Here is a 25,796-nt window from a genome sequence, read left to right as displayed (position 1 = left end):
AATGTATTAGGATATAATTCGCGCCTTTTGTTATTCTACGGCCAAAACTATGAGCTCCCTTAAAGCTGAACGCGCGCTATTTTCATACCCCAAATATTGGGCAGAATGTTATGGCACCGCCCCATTTTTACCTACCACTCGCGAAGAAATGGACGCTCTTGGCTGGGATAGCTGCGACATTATAATTATTAGCGGCGATGCCTATGTAGATCACCCTAGTTTTGGTATGGCGGTAATTGGCCGTGTACTTGAAGCGCAAGGCTTTAGAGTGGGTATAATTGCTCAGCCAGATTGGCAATCAAAAGATGCCTTTATGGGGCTTGGTAAACCAAACTTATTTTTTGGTGTAACAGCCGGCAACATGGATTCGATGATCAACCGCTACACGGCAGAAAAACGAATGCGCCATGACGATGCCTATACACCAGGTAATGTGGGTGGTAAGCGCCCTGACCGTGCGGTGATGATTTACTCTCAGCGCTTACGCGAAGCCTACAAAGGTGTGCCTATTGTTATTGGTGGTATTGAAGCAAGCTTGCGCCGTATTGCTCATTACGACTACTGGCAAGAAAAAGTACGCCGTAGTATTTTATTTGATGCCAAAGCCGACATCCTTATTTATGGTAATGCAGAGCGCCCGCTGGTGGAAGTAGCCCACCGTATAGCCGCTGGCGAAACTATGGATACAATTCAGGATATTCGTGGTACAGCGGTTATTCGTAAAGAGCCAATACCGGGCTGGCGCGGAAGTGATTCAACAGCGATTGATAAAATTGGCAAAATTGACCCTATTCCAAACCCCTATGGGGCTGATGATGTTGGGTGTAGTAAATCAGAGTTTAAGCAAGCCGGTATTGATTTAAAAGCAGAGGCCGCTAAACCAATAACTATTCAGCCTGCGCGTCCTAAACCGTGGGAAAAAACATACGTTAAACTGCCTGCATTTGAGCAAGTAAGTGTTAATAAACCGCTTTATGCCCATGCTTCGCGCATTTTGCACCAAGAGACCAACCCAGGTTGTGCTCGTGCGTTATTTCAGCGCCATGGCGATCGCTCTATTTGGGTTAACCCGCCGGCATTTCCGCTCGAAACCCATGAGATGGATGATGTATTTGGTTTGCCTTATCAGCGTATACCGCACCCAAGTTATGGTGATGCAAAAATACCAGCCTACGATATGATTAAAACGTCGGTTAATATTATGCGTGGCTGTTTTGGTGGCTGTTCGTTCTGCTCTATTACCGAGCATGAAGGACGTATTATTCAAAGTCGCTCGCAAGAGTCGATTATTGATGAAATAGAACAAATTAGAGATAAAGTACCTGGTTTTACCGGTGTTATTTCTGATTTAGGTGGCCCAACGGCTAACATGTATAAATTGCGCTGTACGAGCAAAAAAGCAGAAAGTACTTGTAGACGACTTTCATGTGTTTACCCTGATATATGTAAGCACATGGATACAGACCATACACCTACTATCGATTTATACAAAAAAGCCCGTGAAGTGAAGGGCATTAAAAAGATTTTGATCGCCTCAGGCGTTCGTTACGATCTAGCCGTACAAGACCCTCGCTATGTAAAAGAGCTGGTGACACATCATGTGGGTGGCTATTTAAAAATTGCCCCTGAGCACACAGAAGATGGCCCTTTGTCTAAAATGATGAAGCCGGGCATGGGAGCCTACGATCAATTTAAAGAGCTATTTGATAAGTACTCAAAAGAAGCGGGTAAAAAGCAGTATTTAATACCGTACTTTATTTCAGCGCACCCAGGTACCAAAGACGAAGACATGGTTAATATGGCATTGTGGCTTAAATATAACGACTTTAAGTTAGACCAAGTACAAAACTTTTACCCGTCGCCTATGGCCAATGCAACCACCATTTACCATACAGAAATGAACTCGTTGCGTAATATTAAAAACAACAAAGAGCAAGTGCCCGTGCCAAAAGGAGCACGCCAACGTCGCTTACACAAAGCCATATTGCGTTATCACGATCCATCGGGTTGGCCAATGATCCGCGATGCACTGCGTAGTATGGGTAAAGCCAATTTAATTGGTAAAGGCCCAAATTGCTTAGTGCCAGAAGAAGGCCGCGATGAAAAAGCACATAAAGGCGCTGGTAAAGGTAAAGGAGGGCGTCCAGCCTTAACGCGCCATACTGGGTTTAGCCAATTTAAAAAGGCTAACACTAAGCCTAAAGTGGGCGGCAATCGCCAGCGTGCTTCTCGCTAAGTGTTAAAACAAGTAAATAAAAAACCCGATACTGAGTAACAGTATCGGGTTTTTTATTGCGTTAATTTACTGTTGTTAGGTGTACATTACACTTTAAAATTTTCTACCGATATTCTTAGCTCTTCAGCAAGTTTGGCTACTTCTGAGCTTGAAATGTTTGTTTGATTTGCACCCTCAGCTGTTTGCTCGGCTATGGCTACAATAGATTCTAAACGTTCACTAATTTCTTGTGATACTTGTTGTTGCTCTTGAGCTGCGGTAGAGATTTCTTCACTTACATCGTGTGCTTGCGATACGGCAAGTGTAATTGAGTCTAATGCGCTGCTTGCTAAGTCGCTTTGTTCAACACATGATTCTGCTTGCTGTTTACCTTTATCCATTGCTGTTACAGCCGCTTCTGCGCCACTTTGAAGCGATTCAATCATAGATTGTATCTCTTGGGTCGACTCTTGCGTTTTGCTTGCCAGTGAGCGTACTTCATCCGCTACTACCGCAAAACCTCGGCCATATTCACCTGCACGCGCTGCTTCAATTGCAGCGTTAAGTGCTAATAGGTTGGTTTGCTCTGCAATGCCGCGTATTACATCTAAAATACTGCCTATAGATGCGCTGTCTTGATGAAGCTTATTAATAACACCTGATGCATCGTCCACCTCGCGAGCAAGTTGCTCAATAGTGGCTTTATTTTGATGAGAAATACCTTTTACACGTTCAGCTTCTTTATCGGCATTTTTAATTTCGTTAAGTGCCTGTTGTGCGCTGTTACTTACTGTTTGCGACGTGCTGCTCATTTCGGTTGTGGCGGTTGCCGCTTGCTCTACTTGTGCTTGTTGGTTACGAATAGCTTGGCTTGACTCACCGGTAATGGCTGATGTTTGCTCAGACGCCGCTGCTAATTGAGTTGAGCGTGAAATAATGCCCTTAATTAAGCTACGTAGGCTATCTATAAGGGTGTTACAGCTTTTTGATAGCTCGCCAAATTCATCTTTTGCAGAGTCATCTAAGCGTTGGGTCATATCACCGCTGGCAACAATATCTAAAATCCGATTAACCTCAGCCAGTGGCTTAGTGATTCTATTAACGGTAAGAATCGCAATTGCAATTGCAATTAACGTTGCGATGATCATACCTGCCCATGTCCAGAGCGTCGCTGAGTCTACATCCTCGCGAACACCTTCTTGTAATTTGTAAGCTACAGTACTTGCTTGTGTTACTAAATCATCAATTTGCGACAGTGCCATAGTGGTCGCTTGCTCTGATTGGGCAAGTTCTTTTTCGGTAAGTGCGATAGCGTCAATAAGGCGCTGCTTATTGGCCGCTAGGCTATTATTACCGCTGATATTTTCTATCAGCGTATCAACGTATGCTTGTAAATCACTGTATAGGTCGTTGTTATCTTGCTCTATAGCTGGCTTTATTAACGTTAAAGTACGAATTACTTCGTCAAGGTAATAAGCTTGCTCATTTTTTACAATATCTAGGGTGTTTGTCGTTTTAACCGTGAGCATATCGGTACTGTTACTCACCACAGACATAAAGTTGTTTTCTAAGTTATTGGCGGCTTGGTAAGCGCGTGGGTGATTTTGCTCAAAGTTAGTAATATCTGTGATATCAAGCACGACTGAATTGGCATCTTCAGCTGCAATCTCAATTGTTTCAAGCTGTGCTGTGAGGGTTTTATTAAGTGCTAGTTGTTTATCTTTATCAGCTAATAGGTTTTCGACCGTACCTAAAAAGCTTAAGTAGGTTTTTTCTACTGCTTGGCTTTTTTGACTCAGTGATGCATCGTTTTTTACAACACGTTGAAGGTCGGCGTGCAGCGAGTTGAATTTGTCTTTTTGCTCAAGTACTTTTTGTTTTATAGGGGTGAGCTGTGCGCTTGAGGTGGTATAAAAACTAGCTTGGGCTGCTTTACTCATTAAAATAAATTCAGCTTGTAGTTCTGAGCTTTTATTAAGCGCGGGCAGTGATAACTGGTTTACCTGCTGGGTAGAGCGGTCAATGCTCGCAATTTTTATTAAAGAGTTACCACCAATGATTATGAGTAATAAGGTGATAAATATAAAACCACACCAAATTCGTTGGCTTACTGTCAGATTCATATGGATTTCCAATTAAAGTACTTCAATCACATCTTATCGGCTTTTTAACCAATAAGTTAAGCAATTAATATCTATTAATTTAAATTTAACATATGTGCTGGGGTTTTACAGTTTATTTAGATAAAAGCGTCGGCTTTTCTACTATTTTTTGCTTAGTTTGCAAGTTCATCATCGTTAAAGCACCGCCCCATACGCATCCGGTATCGAGCGCATGTATGTGATTGAGCTGAGTAACCCCTTCAAGAGCGGCCCAATGGCCAAATATAAGGTTGTTTTCTAATGCTTTTATATTAGGGTGAGTGAACCAGGCTGTTAACGTTTTATTATCGCTAATTGCGCCTTTCGCACTAAGCTCTAACGTGTTGTTGCTGGTTAAAAAGCGCATGCGGGTAAAGTAGTTAACAATGTACCTAAACTTATCAAATTCGTTTAAATCGTCATGCCATATAGCGGGATGAGGCTGATACATTTTTTCAAAAAAGTGCTTAGCATTTGCCGATTGATAACAACGCTGAGCAAACTGTGCGTGTTTAAGTGCGCTTTCTATAGACCAATTAGGGTTAAGCCCTGCATGCGATATAAAGCTGCGGTGCTGTGCTAAATAAATAGCAAGCGGCTGAGTTTGCAAATAGGCGATATAGTGAGGAAGCTTTTTACTATCAAAAATAGCACCGAGGTTATCTTTGGGGTTGATTGGCTTATTAAGATAGTGACAGGCAACCATGTGTAAATCATGATTGCCTAAAGTAACAGTCATGCTGTCTTGATGGCGATAAATATAATCTAGGCAGGCCAGAGAGTCCGGCCCACGTGCGACGATATCGCCCACTAAATAAAGGTGATCTTTGCTTGGGTTAAAGTCAACCCGTTTGAGCAAGCGGCTAAACTCTTTAAAGCAGCCTTGTAAATCACCAATTGCGTAATCAGCCATGGCGCTTTTTACTAATGTAAAATGTTAGGGCACGCTAAACGAAATACGCTTATAGGTGCTTCAAACTCAGAGCCAAACTCATTGCGCAGTGTGTAGTGTCCCTGCATGGTGCCAACAGGGGTGTCTAATATTGCGCCACTGGTGTATTTGTAAGTTTCGCCTGGGCCTATAACGGGGGTTTCGCCCACAACGCCTTCGCCCTCTACTTCAACTTCTTTACCATTGGCATCGGTGATCAACCAATAACGGCTTAAAAGTGTAGCGCTGCAAAGACTGTGGTTTTTAATTGTCACTGAGTAGGCAAAAACGTACTTTTCTAGCTCAGGCTGAGATTGCCCTTCAACATAAAAAGTCTCTACAGAGACTTTTACAGGAGAGCCAATATTACTGCTTGTTGTCATAAATCCAATTAGCTATATCAATAAATTGTTGTAACGTTAGGCTTTCAGCACGCAAAGTAATATCAATACCAATGCTGGTAAGCTCATCTGCGGTGAGTAAGTTGCCTAAGCTGTTACGCAATGTTTTACGGCGTTGATTAAAGGCTTCTAAACACACGGTGTTTAAAATTTTCACGCTTTTAGCGGTACGTTGCTCGGCTTTTTTAGGGATCAGACGAATAACCGCAGAGTCTACTTTAGGTGCTGGTTTAAAACACTCTGGCGGTACTTCAACCACGGGCATTGCGTGGCAGTAGTATTGTGTCATCACACTTAAACGGCCAAAGGTTTTGCTGCCTGGGCCTGCAACCATACGTTTTACTACTTCTTTTTGCAGCATAAAGTGCATGTGCTCAATATGATCAGCAAACTCAAAAAGATGAAACAGTAATGGCGTAGAAATATTGTAAGGCAGGTTACCAAACACTTTTAATTTTTTGTCATCGCGTACAAGGCTTGCAAAGTCAAACTTCATTGCATCGCCTTGGTTTACGTTTAATTTAGGACCTAAAAAAGGGTGCTCAATTAAACGCTGAGCTAAGTCTTTATCTAGCTCAACAACAGTAAGTTGGCCGCTTAAATCGGCAACAGGCTCGGTAATTGCGCCTAAACCTGGGCCAATCTCTACTAGGTTGTCTTGTGGTTTAGGATCGATTGCAGTCACTATTTTATCAATGATAGATTCATCAAATAAAAAGTTTTGCCCAAAACGTTTACGGGCGCGGTGTCCTAAATGTACTTTATCGGTCATTGATTCTGTGCTTTTTCATGGGCGAGCTTAATTGCTTCGCGGATCGCTAATTCAAAACTGCCAACTTCAGCGTCACCGGTGCCTGCTAAATCAAGCGCAGTACCGTGATCAACCGAAGTGCGGATAAATGGTAAACCTAAGGTTATATTTACCGAGTTACCAAATCCCTTGTATTTTAGCACAGGTAAACCCTGATCGTGATACATAGCAAGCACGGCATCGGCTTGAGAGAGGTATTTATCCTGAAATAGGGTATCGGCAGGAAGCGGACCAATTAAATTCATGCCTTGGCTGTTTAAAAGCTCAAGCGTAGGTGAAATTGTCTCTATTTCTTCTGTGCCTAAATGACCGTCTTCGCCGGCATGGGGGTTTAATCCACACACTAAAATTTTTGGTTGCTCAATACCAAACTTAGTTTGTAAGTCGTGGTTTAAAATACTAATAACTTTAGTTAAGCGCTCTTGTGTAATTGCACGCGATACATAAGCCAGCGGTATATGCGTTGTTACTAGGGCAACACGCAAGCCTTCAGTTGCTAGCATCATTACTACATCAGAGGTGCCCGACTGCTGAGCAAAGTACTCAGTGTGGCCACTAAAGGAAATACCGGCTTTATTAATAATCCCTTTGTGAACAGGGCCCGTGACAACGGCATCAAAGGTACCGTCCATATTTTTTTCGCTGGCAATACGTAAGGTATCAAGCACGTATTGGCCGTTTAAGTCATCTAGTTCACCTAGCTTAACGTCAGTGCCTAAATCTACTTGGTGAATATAAATGCTACCTGCAGGCGCTATAGCTGCAGGGGCATTTTCATCAAAATCAATTAGCTCAATATTAAGGCCCAAGTGTTGAGCGCGTTCTTTTAATAACTGTTTGTCGGCGATAGCGACCAGTTGAGCTTGCCATGGTTGCTGCGCTAATTGCAGCAGCAAGTCAGGGCCAATCCCCGCAGGTTCACCCGGGGTAATTGCAATTCGTAATGTCATAATTACTCGTCTATAGGGAAAATTTCAACATGGGCTTGTTCGCGCATTTCTTGCTGCCAGTTAAAACTTTCTTCTTTAAATTTACGATTAAACAACATGCCGTGCGCACGGTTACGTTTAGCTAGCTCGGTTTTATCTGCTACACGTTTATCTAAAAGTTGTACTATGTGCCATCCAAATTGTGTTCTAAATGGTTCACTAATTTGATTTTTATCAAGTGATAACAAAGTATCTTTAAACGCCGGTACATACGTTGTAGGGTCAGTCCAATCATACTCACCGCCTTTAAGGGCTGAGCCTGGATCTTCTGAATATTCTTTAGCAAGCTCAGCAAAGTCTGCTTTTCCTGCGCGTAAATCTTTGGCAAATCCTGCTAGCATGCTACGTGCTTTTTCTTCACTTAAAATAATTGAAGGCTTAATAAGAATATGGCGTGAGCGTACTTCTGTGGTTTCTACTAATTGGCGACCACGTACATCTTGCACCTTAATTATATGAAAGCCAGCACCCGAGCGAAGCGGGCCAACAATAGCGCCTTTCTTTTGACCTTTTACAGCTTCGGCAAATAACGAAGGCATTTCGTTGATACCCATATAACCGAGTTGTCCGCCTTCAAGCGCTTTTGAGCCACCTGATGATGAAATAGCGATGCGTTTAAACTCTTGGCCATCGTTTAATAGCTCAATAACTTTGTCAGCACGTGTTTTAGCACTGCTGATTTCATCTGCTGTTGCATCGTTAGGAATATCAATAAGGATGTGGCCAATATCATACTCTTCAGAGTTTTGACCTTGGCTTTCCATTATTTTCAACAGGTTATCTACTTCTTGTTGGCTAATATAGATTCGACGATCTACATTGGCACGGGTAACCTGTTGGGTGGTGATCTCTTTACGAATTTCTTCGCGGTAGGCTTGAAAGCTCTCGCCAGCGGCTTCAATGGTACGACGAAGATCGGCAATGCTGCCGCCTTGATCTTTTGCCATATTCGCGAGTGTTTGGTCTAACTGGCTGTCTGAAATTTCAAGGCCCATACGTTCAGCCATTTGCATCATAAGCGTTTGGTTAACTAAACGCTCAACGGCTTGTACGCGAAGCGTTTCGTCTTTAGGAAGTTGTTGGCCTTGCTCTGCGGCTTGCTTTTTAACACGATTAATTATGGTGTCTACTTCACTTTTTAAAATTACGCCTTGGTTTACAACACCAATTACTTTGTCGATTTCCTGTGGGGCGGCAAATGCGCCATGGCATAAGCTTAAGCTTAAAATAGCTGTTGATAATAGTTTTTTTAAATTCATATTCTTTTTACTACTCTTCTAATAGTACTGCTTTAAAACAGGGCGTACTGCATTTTAGGGCTTTAAAGTATCACCTTAATTGCTCGTTTGCCTTAATTATTAAGAAAATACGGTCTACGGTAGCCAAAAATACCTTGTTGTAATAATTTTTGTGCATCGTAACGGCTCTTACTGCCAAGTCCTTTTAATACAAAGTTTAAACTAATACCTGAATCAAAAGTGGCTTGTTGCTGCCCGATAGACTGATTTAAATCGGTTTCAATCTGACGGTGACCAGTAATTTGGATTGCCCAACAGCATGATTCATACTGTAATCCGCTTAAAAATTCGATGCTTCGATTATTTTCAAGGTCCCGGTGGTAGCTTGCAATAAATTGCCACTGATCACTAATTGGGATACTTGTAAATACACCCGTTTGCTCGATTGTATTTCCTGAGACATCATTTGCATAGCGATGGTTCAATTGAACTAGCTCATTATTGTCACCTTTGTAATCGAGGGTGACATTTGACTGGATCATTTGCTTACCATCCGTGTCGTATTGCATACCCGCTGAGAGGTACCAACGGCGGTGCCAATGTAGCATTGTTTGCGCTGCAAAAAGGGCGTTGTAGTTTGTCTCTGAGTCTAAATCTTGCTCGGTAGGTTTAGCCGAGTCGTTTAGGTAAAAAATTTGACCCGCGCTAAAGTTAAACACTTCTTCGTGTTTATTATCAAATAAGCGTGTTGTTGCACCTAACGTAAATTGGTTAGCTGCGGCTATACGGTCTACACCCGAAAAGCGCGTATCTCTAAATAGGCCAAAAAAGTCATCCTGTAAGCGGGTGGTGTCAAATAGACCTATCTCAGATTGATCCTTATTAGGGGTATATAAATACTGTATTTGTGGCTCAAGAGTTTGAATGCCATCTTCAAAAAAGGTCGAGGTGTCACGTTCAAAGTTAAGCTGCGAGTACAAACGTACTTTTGGCAAGGTACGCGAAACGCTATCGCTATATTGAGTGCCCGTTAAATTACCACTTTGCTTGTAGTTAGTTTGCAATAAGCTCACTTCTGAGAGAAACGACCACGCATGTGTTGCGTAGTTAAAGCGCGCTTTTGGCTCTACGTGTACACGGGTAGCACTGTCTATGGCAATTTCTGAAGAGTCGTTGGTAAAGTGGCTTACTTCACCCGACAAACTAAAGTCAAAGTTATCAAAACGCCATGGGGCGGTTTGTGTAAAGCTAATTTGTGGAACCGCGGCATACGACTCTAAGTGATCGCCCAGTACTTCAAAGTTTTGAAATTTAATATCGGTACGCCATGTGTCACCAAGGTGAGTCACAGAGCCGGTACGATAAAGTTGGGTATCGGTTTTATTTGCGTAATTAGAGCTTAAATCGGTGATGTAGTTGTCATCACTGACGTTAGTTACATCAATATTGGCGCGCCAGTCTTCACTTAAATAGCTTTGTTGCTGCCAATGAAACATATAGCGCTCATCAAGGCTTGGCTCCGAATCATCGCTATCTAAGTATTCAATACCGACTAAGCCTTCATGTTGCTCCGTGAGGTATCTAAACTCGGTTTGCAATTGTAAGCCTTTGCGCGACATATAACGTGGTGTAATAGTGGCGTCAAAATTAGGCGCAATATTCCAATAATAAGGCGTAACAGTTTCAAGGCCGTAACGGTCGGAGCTCGAAATGCTTGGTGTTAATAAGCCCGACTTGCGTCGCTCATCCAGCGGAAACGTGAAATAAGGTAAATATAAAACGGGAGTGTCAAGAATACGTAAAACGGCGTTATAGGTTTCGCCCCAACCTTCTTCACGAGAGAGGTTAATTTCGTCGGCTTCTATTTCCCACACGGGTGTATCGCTTGGGCAAGTAGTAAAGCTTGCATTCATTAACAATAAGCCAGACTCGTTGACAGTGAGTTTTTCGGCGCCACCTTTACCTTGTTGCGCTGTTAAGCTGTAATCGGCACCTAGTAGGCTTATTTCTGAATTATTTAAATCGGCATTTAAACCTGAGCTGTTTACTTGGCTTACACGGTCTTGATAAGTAATAGGGCCTGTTGCATTAAGTAAACCGCGCTGTTTATCTATAAGCGCAGTTTGTGCGGACAAACTCATATCAAGGGTGTTAATATCAACATTGCCGGTAAATTCAGCGCTTTGTGTGCCTAGGAGCTCTACATCGTCAGCTTGTATATCAACCGATCCTACCGCTAAGTTTGGTAGAGGTTGCCAAGCTCTGGTTTGCATTGAAATGCCACATAAATTGTGTGCCAGTTCAGTTTCGGCAAGCGATGGTGCGCTAATTACGCCTAGCATCAATATGCCCCAGGTTTTGCTCATTTATCGACCTTAATGCTCTTTGGTTTATTATAAGCTAGACATAATAAAGGAAAACAATGGCAAATACAGTAATTGACCTATAAAAATAGACATCTTATATAATGACACGCTTTGATAATTTACAACTATTTATAAATACGCACTTTGATGCTAAACCACACTCCTTAGTAGCCATTACTGGGGATGCCAGCTTTCGCCGTTATTACCGTTTAAGCTGTGCCGGAAAAGCGTTTATTGTGATGGACTCCGACCCGCAAAAAGTAAATAACGCTCCGTATATCTCTCTTAATAAAGTATTCACCGACAACGGCTTTTTATTGCCTGAAATAATTGCAAGCGATGAAGAACAAGGCTTTTTTGTGTTAAGTGACTTAGGAAATACACACTTAGCCGATAAGCTCGATGAGCCAAATAGAGATGAATATTACAAGCAATTAATCCGTTTAGCGGCAAGCTGGGCCAAAACACCTGAATCAGCAGCTATGCAAAATTATAATAAAGAATTTATTCATCTTGAGCTGAATATTTTTAGTCAATGGCTGGTTACTGATTTTATTGGCTTAACAATGAGTACTGAGCAAAAAACACTTTGGCAGCAAAGCTGTGAGCTATTAACGAACGCTATGCTAGCGCAGCCTACGGTCACGGTTCATCGTGATTATCACAGCCGTAATATTATGTATAGCAATGAGCAGTGGGCAATTATAGATTACCAAGATGCCGTGCGCGGGCCGCTGTGCTATGACTTAGTGTCGCTGCTACGTGATTGCTACTTTAAGTTGCCACAAGCACAGCTCAATCAGCTGCTTAAGTACGGGTATGAAGAATTTACAGCGCAAAAATTAATAACAGATACTTCTTTTGAGCAGTTTAAACAGTGGTTTGATTTAACGGGTATTCAGCGCCATTTAAAGGCAGCGGGAATATTTTGCCGGCTCTATTTACGCGATGGTAAAACCGGCTACCTTGATAATATTTTACCGACGTTGGATTACATTGTTGATGTTGCAAAAATCTATCCAGAGCTTGCAGCCTTAAGTGAGTGGGTAAGTAGCGCTGTAATACCGCAGGTAACACTAAAATTAGCTAAGGAGCGCACATGAAAGCCATGATTTTAGCAGCCGGGCGCGGCCAGCGAATGATGCCGCTTACACAAGCTATGCCTAAACCTATGCTAAAAGTGGCGGGTAAACCGCTGATTGAGCACCATATTAATAACCTTAAAGCCGCTGGCATTACTAACATTGTTATAAACCTAGCTTGGCAAGGGGATAAAATAAAAAGCTATTTTAAAAATGGTGCTGAGTTTGGTGTGCGCATTGAATATAGCCAAGAGGCTGAGGGCGGCCTTGAAACCGCTGGCGGAATTATTCAGGCGCTGCCATTACTAGGTGAGCAATTTATTGTAATTAACGGCGATGTATACACAGATTACGATGTGAGTGCGCTTACACAGTTGCACCTGCAAGACGGCGAGGCCCACATAGTGTTAGTAGAAAACCCACCTCATAACGAAAAAGGGGATTTTGCGTTAAGTCACTTATCGGCTGAGAGTCAAAAGTATACATTTTCGGGAATTAGCCGTTACCACGCTAATTTTTTTAAAGGTTTAGAGCCTGGCATACGCCCGCTTGGGCCAATATTGCGAGAAAAGCTCGCCCAACAGGTTATCTCAACTGAGCTTTATATTGGTCAGTGGGACGATATCGGCACACCACAGCGACTCGCGCAGCTCAACGAGCGCATACAAAACACACTTTAATAGAGGCGGTTAATTAGATGTGGGGAAAAATACTCGGTTTTTGTTTTGGCTTTATGTTTGGCAAAATTTTTGGTGCCATTTTAGGTTTATACCTCGGCCATTTATTTGATAAAAGCTTAAAAAACGATTTTGATAAAGCCGGGGGCTTTTCAGGTTTGTTTAAAGGTGATGATGTAAACGAGCGCCAAGCGTTGTTTTTTTCGAGCTGCTTTGCGGTTATGGGGCATATTGCAAAGTCGAACGGTCGCGTAAGCGAGGTGCATATAAAAGCGGCAAGTATGTTTATGGATGAAATGGGGCTAAAGGGCGATGAGCGCCGCGAAGCTCAGCATGCATTTCAATCAGGTAAAGACAGCGACTTTTCGATTAAAGAAACAGTACACGACTTTAAAGAACGCTTTGCAAAACGTTACGACTTACTGCAACTGTTTTTAGAAATTCAAATTCAAATGGCGTTTTCTGATGGCGTGCTCGCAGAGCAAGAAAAACAGCTGTTACAAGAGGTAAGTAAGCAATTAGGTATTTCTAAAACCCATTTTGCTTTTATTCTTAAGCGTTACCAAGCTGAATTTAGTTTTAGACAGCAGCAACAACAGTATAGGCAACAGCAGCAAGGTCAAAGTAGCAGTTACCGTGAAGGTTCTGGTCATCATGTGCCCCCTAATAACAGCATGAACCGCTCACAGGCCTTGGCTTTATTAGGGTTAAGTAGTGACGCGACGCAACGAGATATTAAAGTAGCGTATCGTAAATTAATGGCGCAGCATCACCCTGATAAATTAGTCTCTCAAGGGCTACCTAAACACATGATGGAAGTAGCAGTTAAAAAAAGCCAAGATATTCAAGCGGCTTACGAGTATTTAAAAAAGGCGGCGTAAAAAACCGTCTATCACTTTAGTTAACCGTGCATGCTGCTCTGGCGCATCGCGCAGGCCAAAGAGTTGGCGCTGGCGGTAATCAAATTTAGCATTTCGATTTACCCAGCGCTGGCGGTTTTTAAGGCTCATAAGTATATCGGTATTGTCATTTGCATAGTAAATATCAAGCAAGGCGGGGGTCACCAGCGATGTGGTTTGCGCTAAACCTTTATTGCGCTGTGTATTAGGTAAATAACTACTTAAGCTTATAAACGCATCTATTCGCGAGTCAGGAAAATCGGCATAGTATTCTAGCAATACTCCGGCACTGGTACCTTGTGCTATGACGACAATATTATTTGGCTCACTCATTGCGTTTTGATAGAGCGCCTCATAACGCATTATTAAATTAGTTTTATAATTGCTTAGTACCTCATTACTCACCAAATCAATGGCATTAACAAAGTGTGGCTCTTGAGCCGTTGTAACAGCACCGTCGCTGTTACTTTGCGCCGTTTTTGTTGGATCTTCATTTTGCGCTTGCGTACTTGATTGCGTGCTTGATTGGGCAGCTGCTTGTGCAGCCATTTTACTTGCTTGCCAATCTATATCGGGTACTGTCATGGCGTAGGTTGTGTAACCTAAATTAGTAAGCTCTTTTCGCAGGTAACTCATGCCAGCATTGCTGGTGGGGGGAGAATTCCAATCAGGGATGAGTAATACAATACCTCTAAAATCGCGGCTCATGTATTCGCTATACAAACTTAAAAATTCTGTATCACCAGCAAGTATGGGTTTAACTTCATCATTGGGTAGTAGACGTTTTATATCGCTATTTTCGATACTTGATAAAGAAGGTGGGGCTATATGCTCTGCAGCACTGGCATATGCGCTTAAGCATAACGCAGAGCAACAACATACACTTTGTAGCGTTTTTTTGATTAGCTGCGCAGATATCATAGTAAGCCCAAAACGTGAGTAATAACTAAGTATCGGCGCGCTAAGGTAAAAGTTTAGTACTAACTTTGCGGGCTTTACCTATTAAAAGTCGGGCTCTACCTCAAAGGTCAGTACTTGCTCGGTCACGGGGTGTTTTAGTTGCAACATTTGCGCATGTAGTTGTAAACGTGGCGCCGCGGCTAGGGCCTCTTTATGGGCATAAAGTCTATCGCCCAGTATTGGGTGGCCAAGGCTTAGCATGTGCACGCGTAATTGGTGCGAGCGCCCCGTAATTGGCGTGAGCTCTACACGTGTTGCGCCCGCTTCTCGTGCAAGTATTTTAAAGTGGGTTAGCGAGGGCTTACCGTTTTCATAATCAACCATTTGCTTAGGACGATTAGGCCAATCACATATAAGTGGCAAATCAACCGATCCGGTATCTTGCTCAAGTTGGCCGTAAACACGTGCAATATAGCGTTTTGCAGTTTCACGTTCTTGAAACTGCATACTTAAATGCCTATGAGCTGCCTTATTCATAGCAAGGCAAAGTATGCCTGACGTTGCCATATCTAGGCGGTGCACTATTTTAGCTGTAGGAAAAACACGGTTAACGCGATTAATTAAGCTATCGGCATGTTTTGGATCTTTACCTGGGACGGTTAAAAGTTCGCTGGGTTTATTAACGATGAGCAAGTCGTCATCTTGGTGCAGTATTGTTAAATACGGACTCATTGGGGGATTGTAATTAACTAACACGGCCGACCTCAGTAATTTTGCAGGGCGCTATTCTAGGGGAGCGAGAGCAAAGGCTCAAGGAAAAGATAAAAGTTTAATTGCGTATTTTTCATGCTGGAGTAAAACTGCACCAGCTTAAAGTTATAGGAACATATTATGGCAAGGCAAAGTATTTCACTTACTGAACAGAATGATTTATGGCTTCGTAATTACGTTGAAAACGTGGGGGGATTACATAAATAAAAGTGAATTGGTGAATGATTTAATTCGCCGTGCAAGAAGAGCAGAAGCAATAAATGGTAAGCTTGCTAACTCAGAAAAAAGCGGTTTTAGTGATCAATCGACGTGCCGTTTGTGGCTCAGACAGCATCTATTATAGAGTTACAGAAATAGATATTGAAATAATGGCTATACTAGGTGGCTAAGATACTGATGAGTAATTGTAGAGGTGAATGTAAAAAGCACGGCCTGTAAACCGTGCTTTTTGAAGTGTAGTTTAGTTAAATCTTGAGCTAACTAACGGCAGATAGCTATAAACTAAACGCTCAAAAACCTTTAGTGTGAAACTACGATTAAGCGTATCGCATCAAGTTTTAACTGGGCTTTTTCTATATGCGTTGTCAGCTCGCTGCGCTGCTTATCGAAGAAGGTAATTTCTTCTTGGCGAATATTAGGGTTAATTTGCTTAAGCGCTTCAAGGCGAGCTTGTTCTTCACCTAAGGTGCTTTGCATTTTTTCAAGTGACGCACTGCGTATAACCTCAAGCTGTTGCTGAGCCATGTCTTTTGCGGTGTTGATCATTGGGTGAACCGCACCTTGTAAAGCGCCTGCTAATTTACTTGCAGTTTGACGACCAACGGCTGAAAGCTGTTGGTTAAAGCTATCAAACGCCACGTTTTCGCCGAGGTTATTACTGGCTTTATCAAGTAATATGCGAATAGGCGTTGGCGGTAAAAAGCGACCTACTTGCAGGGCTTTTGGTGCCATAGCTTCGGCTACAAATATTAGCTCAACAAAAAAGGTACCTGGTGGTAATTTTTTGTTTTTAAGTAAAGCAACAGAGGCACTACCAAAGTCATCATCACAAATCATGTCCATTGTGCCTTGCACCATAGGATGATCCCAGCTAATAAAATGTACGTCTTCTTGCGAAAGGGCGGTATCGCGGTCAAAGGTAACCGTCATGCCATCTTCTTTTAAGCTTGGGAACGATGCACTTAGCATATGCTCTGTTGGCTTTAAAATAATGGTGTTTTCGCCTTTGTCTTCTTGGCTTACTCCAAATGTGTCGAATACGTTGATCATGTAACTTGGTAACTCAAATTGGTTATCAAGTGCTTCAATTTCTTCAACCAATGAATCGGCAGCGCCTTGGCCAGATGAATGCAGCTCTAATAAACGGTCACGGCCACTTTCCATTTGTTTGCGTAGCACGGCATTTTGCTTTGCTACTTGCTCAAGTAGAGGGTCGAGCTCTTCTTCATCACAATTATGGGCAGCAATGTAATCAAGTAGGTCTTCACTAAATTCTTTATACAATAGCTGGCCAGTGGTAGATGTGCTTTCAAATGCATCAAGGCCTTCGTTGTACCAACGCAGTAATACTTCTTGCGCTGTATTTTCAAAATACGGCACATGAATATTAACATCTTTTGTTTGCCCAATACGGTCTAATCGGCCGATACGTTGTTCAAGTAAGTCAGGGTTTAGTGGTAAATCAAATAACACTAAGTGATGCGAGAACTGGAAGTTACGTCCTTCTGAGCCAATCTCTGAACACAGCAGTATTTGTGCGTTGTCGTATTCATCGGCAAAAAAGGCTGCTGCGCGGTCACGCTCTATAATCGACATGCCCTCGTGGAATACAGATGCTTTTATTGCTTCACGCTCACGCAAAATTTGCTCAAGGCTAATAGCGGTTTCGGCTTTGGCACAAATAAGCAGTACTTTTTCGTGCTTTAGGGTTTTAAGTGTTTCGATTAACCAATCTACACGTGGATCAAATGCGCCCCAGCTGGCACTTTCACCTTCAAACTCTTGAAAGATTTTCTCTGGAAACAGCGCGCGTTGTGCGCTTAACTCTGCACTTTGTATACCGCTCATGCTGCCAAGTACCGACATTGCTGTTTTATATTGCTTTGGCAGTGCCATTGGGTAAGCATGTAATTTACGGCTAGGGTAGCCATCAATTCCGCTGCGGCTGTTTCTAAACAAAATACGACCTGTGCCGTGGCGATCAAGCAGCATGTTAAGTATTTCTTTACGCGCCGGTAAATCACCTTGCTGAGCTTTTTCAAGCACATCAGTAATATCGGTTTCTTTTAATAGCTCAATAAGTGTCGCTTTGGCTGTATCATCAAGGGTTTGTGCTTGCAGTAGCTGATTTGCCGCTTCGGCAACGTCTTTGTAATTAGCTTCTTCTTCTTTGAATACGTCGTAGTCGTAAAATCTATCTGGGTCGAGCAATTGCAAGCGGGCAAAGTGGCTACGGTGACCAAGTTGATCAGGCGTTGCTGTTAATAGAATAAGACCCGGAATATCTTGGCTAAGCTCAGCCATGCGCTGATATTCGGTGCTCGGCTTACCATTGTTAATGCTTAGGTGGTGCGCTTCATCAACAACTAATAAATCCCAATCAGCAAGTGTTGCTTGTTCAAACCAGCGTTTTTTCTTGGTTAAAAACTCAAGGCTGGTAAGCACTAACTGCTCGGTATCAAATACGTTTGGCGAGTCTGCAAAGGCTTCGTCGCAGCGCTCTTCATCAAAAATAGAAAAACGTAAATTAAAGCGGCGTAGCATTTCTACTAACCATTGGTGTTGCAGGTTTTCTGGCACCACAATGAGTACACGGCTAGCACGGCCACTAATGATTTGTTGGTGTAATATCATGCCGGCTTCGATGGTTTTACCAAGGCCTACTTCATCTGAGAGCAGTACACGTGGGGCAAAACGTTTACCTACTTCTTGTGCAATATAAAGCTGATGCGGAATAAGGTTAGCGCGCTGGCCAATTAGGCCTTTAATAGGCGATTGCTGGCGCTCAAATTGGTGTTGCCATGTTTGGTAACGTAAGGTGTAGCGATCAAAGCGATCTACTTGGCCTGCAAATAAACGATCTTGCGGTTTATTAAACTTAATAAAATGATCTAAAAAGGTTTCTTTTAGCTTTGCTTCTTCGCCGGTATCAACGCGAGTACCTACGTAGCAAAGTAGTTCACCTTGCACTTCAATAGACTCTACTTCTAATTCCCATTCTTCAACGCTTTTGATCACATCACCTGGATTAAATGCCACACGGGTAACCGGTGCTTCTGCACTAGAATAAACACGGTTTTCACCACTGGCAGGAAATAAAATGCTGACCTGGCGGCCTTCAATGGCAACTACGGTGCCTAATCCTAAATCTGACTCTGTATCACTGATCCAACGCTGACCTAAGGAAAAATTCATGTATGTCTCGTCTATGAAGAAAAAGGCGGCTATGTTACCTGTTACATAACACCACTGCAAGGCGCTATTTGACTCACTTTTAATTAATTTTATAAGTGCGAATTAATCCCATTAACAGTGCTAACAAATGGCTCTTTTTTAGGTAAATAAAAACTATATCGTGTTTGTAATAAAACGGACTTTTATGACAAATAGACTAAACTTAGATTATGCCTTAGCAATTAAGTATTGCAGGTTTGAATTTATGCCCGTTTTACTTAGTTATTTTGGTATAGCATAAAAATCATAAAACGTAAGGAAAGTGCTATGGAAAAAGCTTCGAACCTTGAAAGTAAAATGTATGTGCTAGACACCAATGTATTACTCCACGAACCCCTCGCTTATTTGTCTTTCCAAGAACATAACGTTGTCATTCCCATGACTGTTTTAGAAGAGCTTGACCACATTAAAGATAGAAAACACGACGTAAGCCGTGATGCACGAGTGGCTATTCGCGGCTTAGATGAGGTACTAAAAGACGCAACTCCAGAGCAAATGTTGCAGGGTGTTGCACTGCCTAGCAATAAAAAGGCAAATGCCAATTCCACTGGCACGCTCATTATTGTTAATGATCATCTTTTTGCAGATTCTATTTCTGGTTTACCGGGGGATGAAAACGATCACCGTATTATTAACTGCGCCGTGTATTTACAAAAACAGCACAGCGATTCAAAAATTGTATTGGTGACAAAAGATATAAACATGCGCCTTAAAGCAAAAGGTGCAGGCCTTAAATATGTTGAAGATTACCGTACCGACCAACTAATTGATGATATTGCTTTATTAACTAGCGGCTATAAAAAAATAGAGGGCGATTTTTGGCAGCACGTAGGGCAATGCGAAACACAGCAGCACGGCCGTGATACGTTTCATTATGTGGCTAAAAACTTAATTCCAGATGTGTTTTGCAATGAGTACATACTTGATGGCAGCGAGCACTTTGCTGCGCGGGTCAAATCTTACGATAACGAGCGTATTAAATTAAAAGATATTAGTGTTGAGCGTTTAATGCACCAGCAAGCGTGGGGCGTAAAACCTAAAAATATTTACCAAGGTATGGCACTCGACGCTTTGCTTGACCCTAGTATTGAGCTGGTTATTTTAACCGGTCCAGCGGGGTGCGGTAAAACATTACTGGCACTGGCCAGTGCGCTTGAAATGGTGATTGAGCGTGGTATTTACGACAAGGTCATTGTAACGCGTAATACCCCCGAAATAGCTGAGTCTATCGGTTTTTTACCCGGAACCGAAGAAGAAAAAATGGCGCCGTGGTTAGCTGCAATTACCGACACCTTAGAGGTACTACACAAAGGAGACGAGAACCCAATTTCGAGTCGCAATTACATAATGGAAAAAGCCAATGTACAGTTTAAGTCGGTGAACTTTATGCGTGGGCGTAGTATTCAAAATACAGTGGTAATTTTGGATGAGAGCCAAAACTTAACGGCATCTCAGCTTAAAACTATTATTACCCGTTGTGGCGAGGGAACAAAACTAATTTGTAGCGGTAATTTAGCGCAAATAGATAGTAACTACTTAACCCCCGTTACCTCCGGCCTTACTTATATTGTTGAGCGTTTTAAAGACTTTGAAGGTAGTGCAACAGTTAATTTAAACGGGGTAGTGCGCAGCCGTTTAGCCTCCTTTGCAGAAGAAAATTTATAACTTGCGCAGAACAATTTGGCTCGATAGTCTAGTGGCTGACTATCGGGCCAAAACTTAGGCAAAACGTTGAAATTTTTACCTCTAAAAGACTATTACCGCTCTTTATTTGTAGCATTATTTGTTCCCTTATTTGTGGCATTTTTACTGTGTTTGCACTTGTATAATATAAAAGTTGAGCGCGCCATAGAAAAACGTCAAGCCGATTTTGAGCAAGTGTCGGCTCAAGTTAGCCATATAATGAGCTCGGTAAACGACTTTTTTGACAATGCCTTTATATCGTATCAGCAGCCTAGTGTTGAGCAGTTCAATCGCAACTTACTAGAAGGTATTAATCAATACGACAATTACTACTACCGCCATTTTAGCGAGCGCCAAGGCGAAATAGTCGGTAAAGGGCAGTTTGCTTTTTCTAACCGGGCGTTGATCCAATGGCAGCAAGCTACAACCCTAAGCCCGACGTTTAATACCGCGTTGTCGCTTATGCAATCGTTATCGGCCGTTGCCTATGTTGATGATTCGGGGTTTGCCTATGTGGTAAGGCGTAATAAAAGCCAAAGCACTATGCTTAATAAAATTTTAAATGGTAATTTTAAGCCCACATTTATACCTGGCCAGCTTACCTCAAGCGCCATTGTTAAAATACGCGATAGCGCTTATTTTGCTATTGGCCGTAAAAAACAACCTAATTCGTCAGACTACATCATTTTAATATACGATTTAGAGGCCATGTCTAGCTGGCTTAAAAAGGTGGCACCAAGCGAAGGCGAATATGTGTTTATGAACCAGTCGCATCAAGTGATAGCCAGCTCTGTTAAGCAGTTAAATGAAGCAACAGCCTTAAAAGATTATTGGCCTGAATTAGCCCATAACAATGAAAAAATAAACTTAGTTAATAACACAAATGCGCAGTTTTTTATGCAAGCTATGGGGAATCTGCCCATTCATGCCGCCTTTTATGAGCCGCAAATAAAAGTGATCACGCCAATTAGGTATGAGGTTCTTTTAGAGTTTGCGTTTTTAACGTTATTTTTAAGCTTAATGTTTGCGGTATTTTTTTGGTTAAGCCAACGTATTTTTGTTAGACCTATGACTCATTTAATGCAATATTTTGAACAAAATGATGCCCCTAAAGCCGCGCTTTCTAATTACCCCATTCCTTTAAATTGGCAGCCTTGGTTTTCTCGCGTTAAATATGTATTTGATAAAAATGCACAGTTAGTTGAGTCGCTCCAAGAGGCTAATAAAGAACTCGATGAGCAGTTACAGCTGCAATCTCAAAAGCTAAAACGTAGCTACGAAGCAAAAGAGCGACACCTAGCGCTATTAAATACCATGCTAAATAGTGTGCCTGATCTTATTTACTTTAAAAATATTGATGGCTCTTTTTTAGGTTGTAATAAAGCATTTGAAGCCTATGTAGGCAAAGAGCAAGCCATCCTCGTCGGTAAGCGTATTGAAGATTTAGACAGCGACGATTTACAGTTAAGCCTACTAGAAAAGCAAGTTTTACAAACCAAAAGTAGCATTGAGCAACGCATAGATAGCACCGACAAATCGTATCAATTAACGATTGCCCCATTTTATAACGAGCACCAGCACTTATTAGGCACTATGGGAATTGGGCGAGACATTACTGAGCAGCAGCAAACTCTATCGGCGTTAAAAGCGTCAGAATCTAAATTTAGAAGTGCAATAGAGTTTGCAGCAAACAGTGTGGTGTTACTTTCGCTTGAGCACACCATATTGCAAGTTAACAAAGCGGCTCGTAAGTTATTTTCACAGCAAGATATTTTAACTGGTGAGCCACTAAAAATGCTGTTTGATGAGGCGCAGTGGCAAGAAATAAAAAATGCGCTTTGTCACTTATTAGATGATAAAAAACGGGTTTATCATTTAACGCTCTCACAAGGAAAACTAACAAGTTGGCTGCAGCTGAGTGTGTCGCTGGTGTGGGATGAAAACCGTGATCCCTCTTATTATGTTATTCATATTCAAGATGTAAGTGCGCTGACTAAAGCTAAGCATGACGCAGAACGCGCAACAATAGCTAAAAGCCGCTTTATTGCTAATCTAAGCCATGAGATCCGCACCCCTCTTAACGCTGTGTTAGGGCTGTTAGATATGATAGTAGAGCAAGGCTTAAAAAATAAGCAGCTGCAACAAACTAAGCAGGCTAAAAACGCAGCTCAAAGCTTGTTGCTGATGCTAAACAGAATGCTCGATTTTGCCCGAGTAGAAAGTTCGCAAGCGCAAATTAAACCGGTGCCTTTTTGCTTAGTTGAACTGATTGATATTTGCGAGAGCTTAACAGCGCCATTGTGTCAAAACAAAGGGTTAAGCTTTAATATTGAAATAGATCCACTCATTAACCCCGCGCTGGTGGGGGATTCAATACGTTTACAACAAATATTAGGTAACTTACTTACCAATGCCGTTAAGTTTACTAATAAAGGCAGTATTACCTTAAAAATGGTGCTTGAAGAAAATGACGTTTTAGATCAGCAACGTATTTGTTTTCACGTAATAGACAGTGGTGTAGGTATTGCTAAAGCTGACCAACGACGACTGTTTGATGCTTTTACTCAAGGCGATGAATCCTCTACGCGTATTCACCAAGGGGTCGGGCTTGGACTTGCTATAGTTAAACATGGTGTAGCCTTAATGGGCGGCGAAATTGCAATTAATAGTGACAAAGGCCGTGGATGTGAGTTTTTCTTTACTCTAGCGCTTGCGGTAGATACGGCTAAAAATAGTGTATTTATACCTAATACATTAGCCATTGTCAGCGATGACACTGTACAGCTAAACGAAGTGGTTAATGCCTACTCACAAGTGGTAGCTATTGATTTAGAAGAGGCGCTTCGCTACCCAATAAAGCTTGCTGATGCACAGCAACTGATTATTGATGAAACCACATTGAACGATTTATTAAAGGTTGAATCTATACACGAAACGCTCAGTGGCGACTCTTCCCCTGTGGTTGTGGTGAATCACGAGCACACTTTAGCATTGCCTTGTACTACGCAAATTAACGCGCAACATGTTAAAGCTACGGCGTTAGCTCAGCGCTTGATTAGCTTAAATGCTAATGCGGGGGCGGAGCCACCTAAAGCCGCTGAAAATAATGAAGAAGTAAAAAAAGATATATCGGGTCTACTTATTATGGCGGTTGATGATAACCCGCTTAATTTAGACATTATTAGCAGTGTGCTAAAACAGGCCCATATAAATGTAATAACGGTTACCAATGCGCCAGATGCAATAGAGCTGCTACAAATATTAAAACCAGATTTAATTTTGATGGACGTGCAAATGCCGCATATTGATGGTTGCCAAGCAACGCAATTGATTCGCCAACAGTTTGACGCGCGCCAGCTGCCTATTTTTGCTTTAACAGCACATTGTGAACCTGCAGATGTTGAGCGCTCACTTAGTAGCGGCATGAATAAGCATTTGACTAAACCTGTGGTTGCAGCTGTGCTGTTAGATGCAATTAGAGACGTAGACTTTATAAAACCTAAGTTTTATGACCAAAGCTTTGCGCTCACCCAGTTTAATTTTGATGAAAATTTACTGGCAACCATGGTCGGAAAATTTGCGAAGTTGTGTGAAACGCAGTTAGAACAAATTGAAGAAAACACCCAGCGAGATGAAGTGGTACGCTTAGTGCATAGCATTAAAGGCGTGGCAGGTAACTTAGGTTTTATTAGGCTTTCATTGTGTGCAAAACAATGTGAAACGCACCTTAAAACAACTAACGAGCCGCTTCAGCACACTTTAAAAGAGCTAATCATTCAGCTAAAGCAAGTGATTATATTTATTGAAACCTTAGGGGGACGGGATGTCGAAAAAAGCTAAAATACTGATTGTGGATGATGATCCCCTTAACCGGCTGGTGCTTGAAAAAACACTGGGCACGGAGCATGACGTATTTTTAGTCGAAAGCGGCGAAAAAGCGCTCACCTTTATTAAATTAAATCAGGTCGATTTAATTATTTTAGATGTGGTGATGCCAGGCATTGATGGTTACGAAGTGCTTGTACAGCTTAAAGAAAACCCTATTACTCAGTCTATTCCTATAGTGTTTATATCGGCTAATAATAGCCACACCGATGAAGCAAAAGGACTTGAATTAGGTGCAATGGATTACATCACTAAACCCTTTAATGCGTCTATAGTCAGAGTGCGGGTACGCAACCAATTACTGATCAAGCAAAAAAATGATTTGTTAGAAATGCTTGCCTCAATTGATGGTTTAACGGAAATACCCAACAGGCGTTATTTAGATGAAAACCTCTCTCGTGAATGGCGCAGAAGTAAACGTAATGGCTCGTGTTTGTCTGTTTTATTAATGGATATAGATCACTTTAAGCGTTACAACGATTGCTATGGTCACCGAGCGGGGGATGAGTGTTTAAAGCAGGTTGCCCAGGCGTTAGCAGCGCAATGTGAGCGTAGTACTGACTTTATTGCCCGCTACGGGGGGGAAGAGTTTGCTGCGGTATTACCCGATGTTAATAAACAACAGGCATTAGCATTTGCCCAAAAGTTAAGAAAAGCGGTAAACAGCCTCAATATAGAGCACAAAGCTTCGTTAAATGCAGATCACATAACAATCAGTATTGGCATTGCTAGTATGGAAAACGGCAATGCAAGTGCCGAACAAGCCTTGCTTGAACAAGCTGACCTAGGGCTATATGCCGCAAAAGATGCAGGGCGCGATCAGGTGGTTGCGCTTAACTTATAATGTGGCTGTGTTTATATTAAAGCGTTATTTAAATCGGCCCCACACGTTAATCTTATTACCTAGCGGGGCGACTTTACGATACTAGCGCGTTGTTATTTTGTGATCATGCCCAGCGCGCTTTCACCAATACCTACCAATTTATCATTTTTAAATACCAATGGCGTGCATTCATCTTTTGTTGTTTTGCCATCAGAGTGAATGCTGTTAGTCACGTAAAACAGTACCTGATACACATCATCGTCTTTTTTCAATAGCTCGGTAAAGTTTGGCGTTTTTAATTGCGCTAAAACAGACTGGTAGCTGCTATCCATTTTTAAATCTGCAATCGCTTCGCGGTTTTTTTTATGCTGATGTTGCCAGCTTGATGAGTCGTTACCTGCCCAGTGCGTTTCTGCTTCGCCATCTGATACGGCAATAACACAGCCTGTTAAAAACGGAGCAATAAGTGCAGCAGCTAAAAGTGATTTTTTCATTGTTATAGTCCTTGATGAGTTTCAATTTAATTATTTA

18 protein-coding genes are annotated in these 25,796 nt (G+C 42.0%); 7 read left to right on the top strand and 11 right to left on the bottom strand.

Annotation, left to right across the window (positions count from 1 at the left end):
• Positions 1-49: 49 nt before the first annotated feature.
• On the top strand, positions 50-2,236 hold the full coding sequence (locus tag OIZ54_RS07585; RefSeq protein ID WP_264390086.1) for a YgiQ family radical SAM protein: 2,187 nt from the start codon (positions 50-52) through the stop codon (positions 2,234-2,236).
• A gap of 86 nt (positions 2,237-2,322) precedes the next feature.
• Here OIZ54_RS07585 and OIZ54_RS07580 read toward each other — a convergent pair whose 3' ends face one another.
• From OIZ54_RS07580 to lptD, 7 genes are all read right to left on the bottom strand, one after another.
• Complete coding sequence (locus OIZ54_RS07580; RefSeq protein ID WP_004585853.1) at positions 2,323-4,338, bottom strand: methyl-accepting chemotaxis protein; 2,016 nt, start codon at positions 4,336-4,338, stop codon at positions 2,323-2,325.
• A 112-nt stretch (positions 4,339-4,450) separates the two neighbouring features.
• Positions 4,451-5,269, bottom strand: coding sequence for a symmetrical bis(5'-nucleosyl)-tetraphosphatase (locus OIZ54_RS07575; protein ID WP_264390085.1), 819 nt, complete (start codon positions 5,267-5,269; stop codon positions 4,451-4,453).
• 11 nt (positions 5,270-5,280) lie between these two features.
• A complete protein-coding gene (gene apaG / locus OIZ54_RS07570; RefSeq protein ID WP_004585855.1) occupies positions 5,281-5,670 on the bottom strand; it encodes a Co2+/Mg2+ efflux protein ApaG in 390 nt (129 codons plus the stop codon).
• The gene (gene rsmA, locus OIZ54_RS07565) at positions 5,654-6,460 is read right to left on the bottom strand and encodes a 16S rRNA (adenine(1518)-N(6)/adenine(1519)-N(6))-dimethyltransferase RsmA (RefSeq protein ID WP_004585856.1); all 807 of its coding nucleotides are present in this window, start codon (positions 6,458-6,460) and stop codon (positions 5,654-5,656) included. Before rsmA ends, apaG begins: the two co-directional genes overlap by 17 nt.
• Positions 6,457-7,449, bottom strand: a complete 993-nt coding sequence (gene pdxA, locus OIZ54_RS07560) for a 4-hydroxythreonine-4-phosphate dehydrogenase PdxA (RefSeq protein WP_024031517.1) — start codon at positions 7,447-7,449, stop codon at positions 6,457-6,459. The genes rsmA and pdxA overlap by 4 nt, the downstream gene beginning before the upstream one ends.
• A 2-nt stretch (positions 7,450-7,451) precedes the next feature.
• Complete coding sequence (surA, locus tag OIZ54_RS07555; RefSeq protein ID WP_264390084.1) at positions 7,452-8,747, bottom strand: peptidylprolyl isomerase SurA; 1,296 nt, start codon at positions 8,745-8,747, stop codon at positions 7,452-7,454.
• Between the two features lie 92 nt (positions 8,748-8,839).
• Positions 8,840-11,092: an LPS assembly protein LptD gene (lptD, locus tag OIZ54_RS07550; protein WP_055254919.1), complete on the bottom strand. Its 2,253-nt coding sequence runs from the start codon at positions 11,090-11,092 to the stop codon at positions 8,840-8,842.
• Positions 11,093-11,193: 101 nt separating this feature from the next.
• On the opposite strand from lptD, the gene OIZ54_RS07545 reads away from it, so the two are divergent.
• The 3 genes from OIZ54_RS07545 to djlA are packed head-to-tail and all read left to right on the top strand — an operon-like array spanning position 11,194 to position 13,732.
• Entirely contained in the window at positions 11,194-12,195 is a 1,002-nt protein-coding gene (locus tag OIZ54_RS07545) for an aminoglycoside phosphotransferase family protein (RefSeq protein WP_264390083.1), read from the top strand.
• Positions 12,192-12,854 carry an N-acetylmuramate alpha-1-phosphate uridylyltransferase MurU gene (gene murU / locus OIZ54_RS07540; protein ID WP_264390082.1) on the top strand — a complete coding sequence of 221 codons (663 nt, stop codon included), beginning with the start codon at positions 12,192-12,194 and terminating at the stop codon, positions 12,852-12,854. Before OIZ54_RS07545 ends, murU begins: the two co-directional genes overlap by 4 nt.
• A gap of 17 nt (positions 12,855-12,871) precedes the next feature.
• Entirely contained in the window at positions 12,872-13,732 is an 861-nt protein-coding gene (gene djlA, locus OIZ54_RS07535) for a co-chaperone DjlA (RefSeq protein WP_029773301.1), read from the top strand.
• Here the strand turns inward: djlA and OIZ54_RS07530 are convergent.
• The 3 genes from OIZ54_RS07530 to rapA all read right to left on the bottom strand — a co-directional run bounded on the left by OIZ54_RS07530 (position 13,715) and on the right by rapA (position 18,835).
• Entirely contained in the window at positions 13,715-14,671 is a 957-nt protein-coding gene (locus OIZ54_RS07530) for an alpha/beta hydrolase family protein (protein WP_264390081.1), read from the bottom strand. The two genes, djlA and OIZ54_RS07530, sit on opposite strands and share 18 nt — an antisense overlap.
• 81 nt (positions 14,672-14,752) lie before the next feature.
• Positions 14,753-15,406, bottom strand: a complete 654-nt coding sequence (rluA, locus tag OIZ54_RS07525) for a bifunctional tRNA pseudouridine(32) synthase/23S rRNA pseudouridine(746) synthase RluA (RefSeq protein ID WP_024031523.1) — start codon at positions 15,404-15,406, stop codon at positions 14,753-14,755.
• A gap of 534 nt (positions 15,407-15,940) precedes the next feature.
• The gene (rapA, locus tag OIZ54_RS07520; protein ID WP_264390080.1) at positions 15,941-18,835 is read right to left on the bottom strand and encodes an RNA polymerase-associated protein RapA; all 2,895 of its coding nucleotides are present in this window, start codon (positions 18,833-18,835) and stop codon (positions 15,941-15,943) included.
• Positions 18,836-19,141: 306 nt separating this feature from the next.
• Here rapA and OIZ54_RS07515 point away from each other — a divergent pair, with 306 nt between their 5' ends.
• The 3 genes from OIZ54_RS07515 (at position 19,142) to OIZ54_RS07505 (ending at position 25,286) form a co-directional block, all read left to right on the top strand.
• A complete protein-coding gene (locus tag OIZ54_RS07515) occupies positions 19,142-20,539 on the top strand; it encodes a PhoH family protein (RefSeq protein WP_264390079.1) in 1,398 nt (465 codons plus the stop codon).
• A 66-nt stretch (positions 20,540-20,605) separates the two neighbouring features.
• The gene (locus OIZ54_RS07510; RefSeq protein ID WP_264390078.1) at positions 20,606-24,397 is read left to right on the top strand and encodes a PAS domain-containing hybrid sensor histidine kinase/response regulator; all 3,792 of its coding nucleotides are present in this window, start codon (positions 20,606-20,608) and stop codon (positions 24,395-24,397) included.
• Complete coding sequence (locus OIZ54_RS07505; RefSeq protein ID WP_264390077.1) at positions 24,381-25,286, top strand: diguanylate cyclase; 906 nt, start codon at positions 24,381-24,383, stop codon at positions 25,284-25,286. Before OIZ54_RS07510 ends, OIZ54_RS07505 begins: the two co-directional genes overlap by 17 nt.
• Before the next feature lie 92 nt (positions 25,287-25,378).
• On the opposite strand, the gene OIZ54_RS07500 is transcribed toward OIZ54_RS07505, so the two are convergent.
• Positions 25,379-25,759, bottom strand: coding sequence for a DUF3192 domain-containing protein (locus OIZ54_RS07500; protein WP_264390076.1), 381 nt, complete (start codon positions 25,757-25,759; stop codon positions 25,379-25,381).
• Positions 25,760-25,796: the final 37 nt, after the last annotated feature.

Origin of the sequence: Pseudoalteromonas sp. A3, assembly GCF_025942345.1 — a bacterium.
Lineage (GTDB): Bacteria > Pseudomonadota > Gammaproteobacteria > Enterobacterales > Alteromonadaceae > Pseudoalteromonas > Pseudoalteromonas atlantica.
The sequence above is the reverse complement of the archived record's forward strand: the minus strand, read 5'-3'. Positions and strand labels throughout refer to the sequence as shown.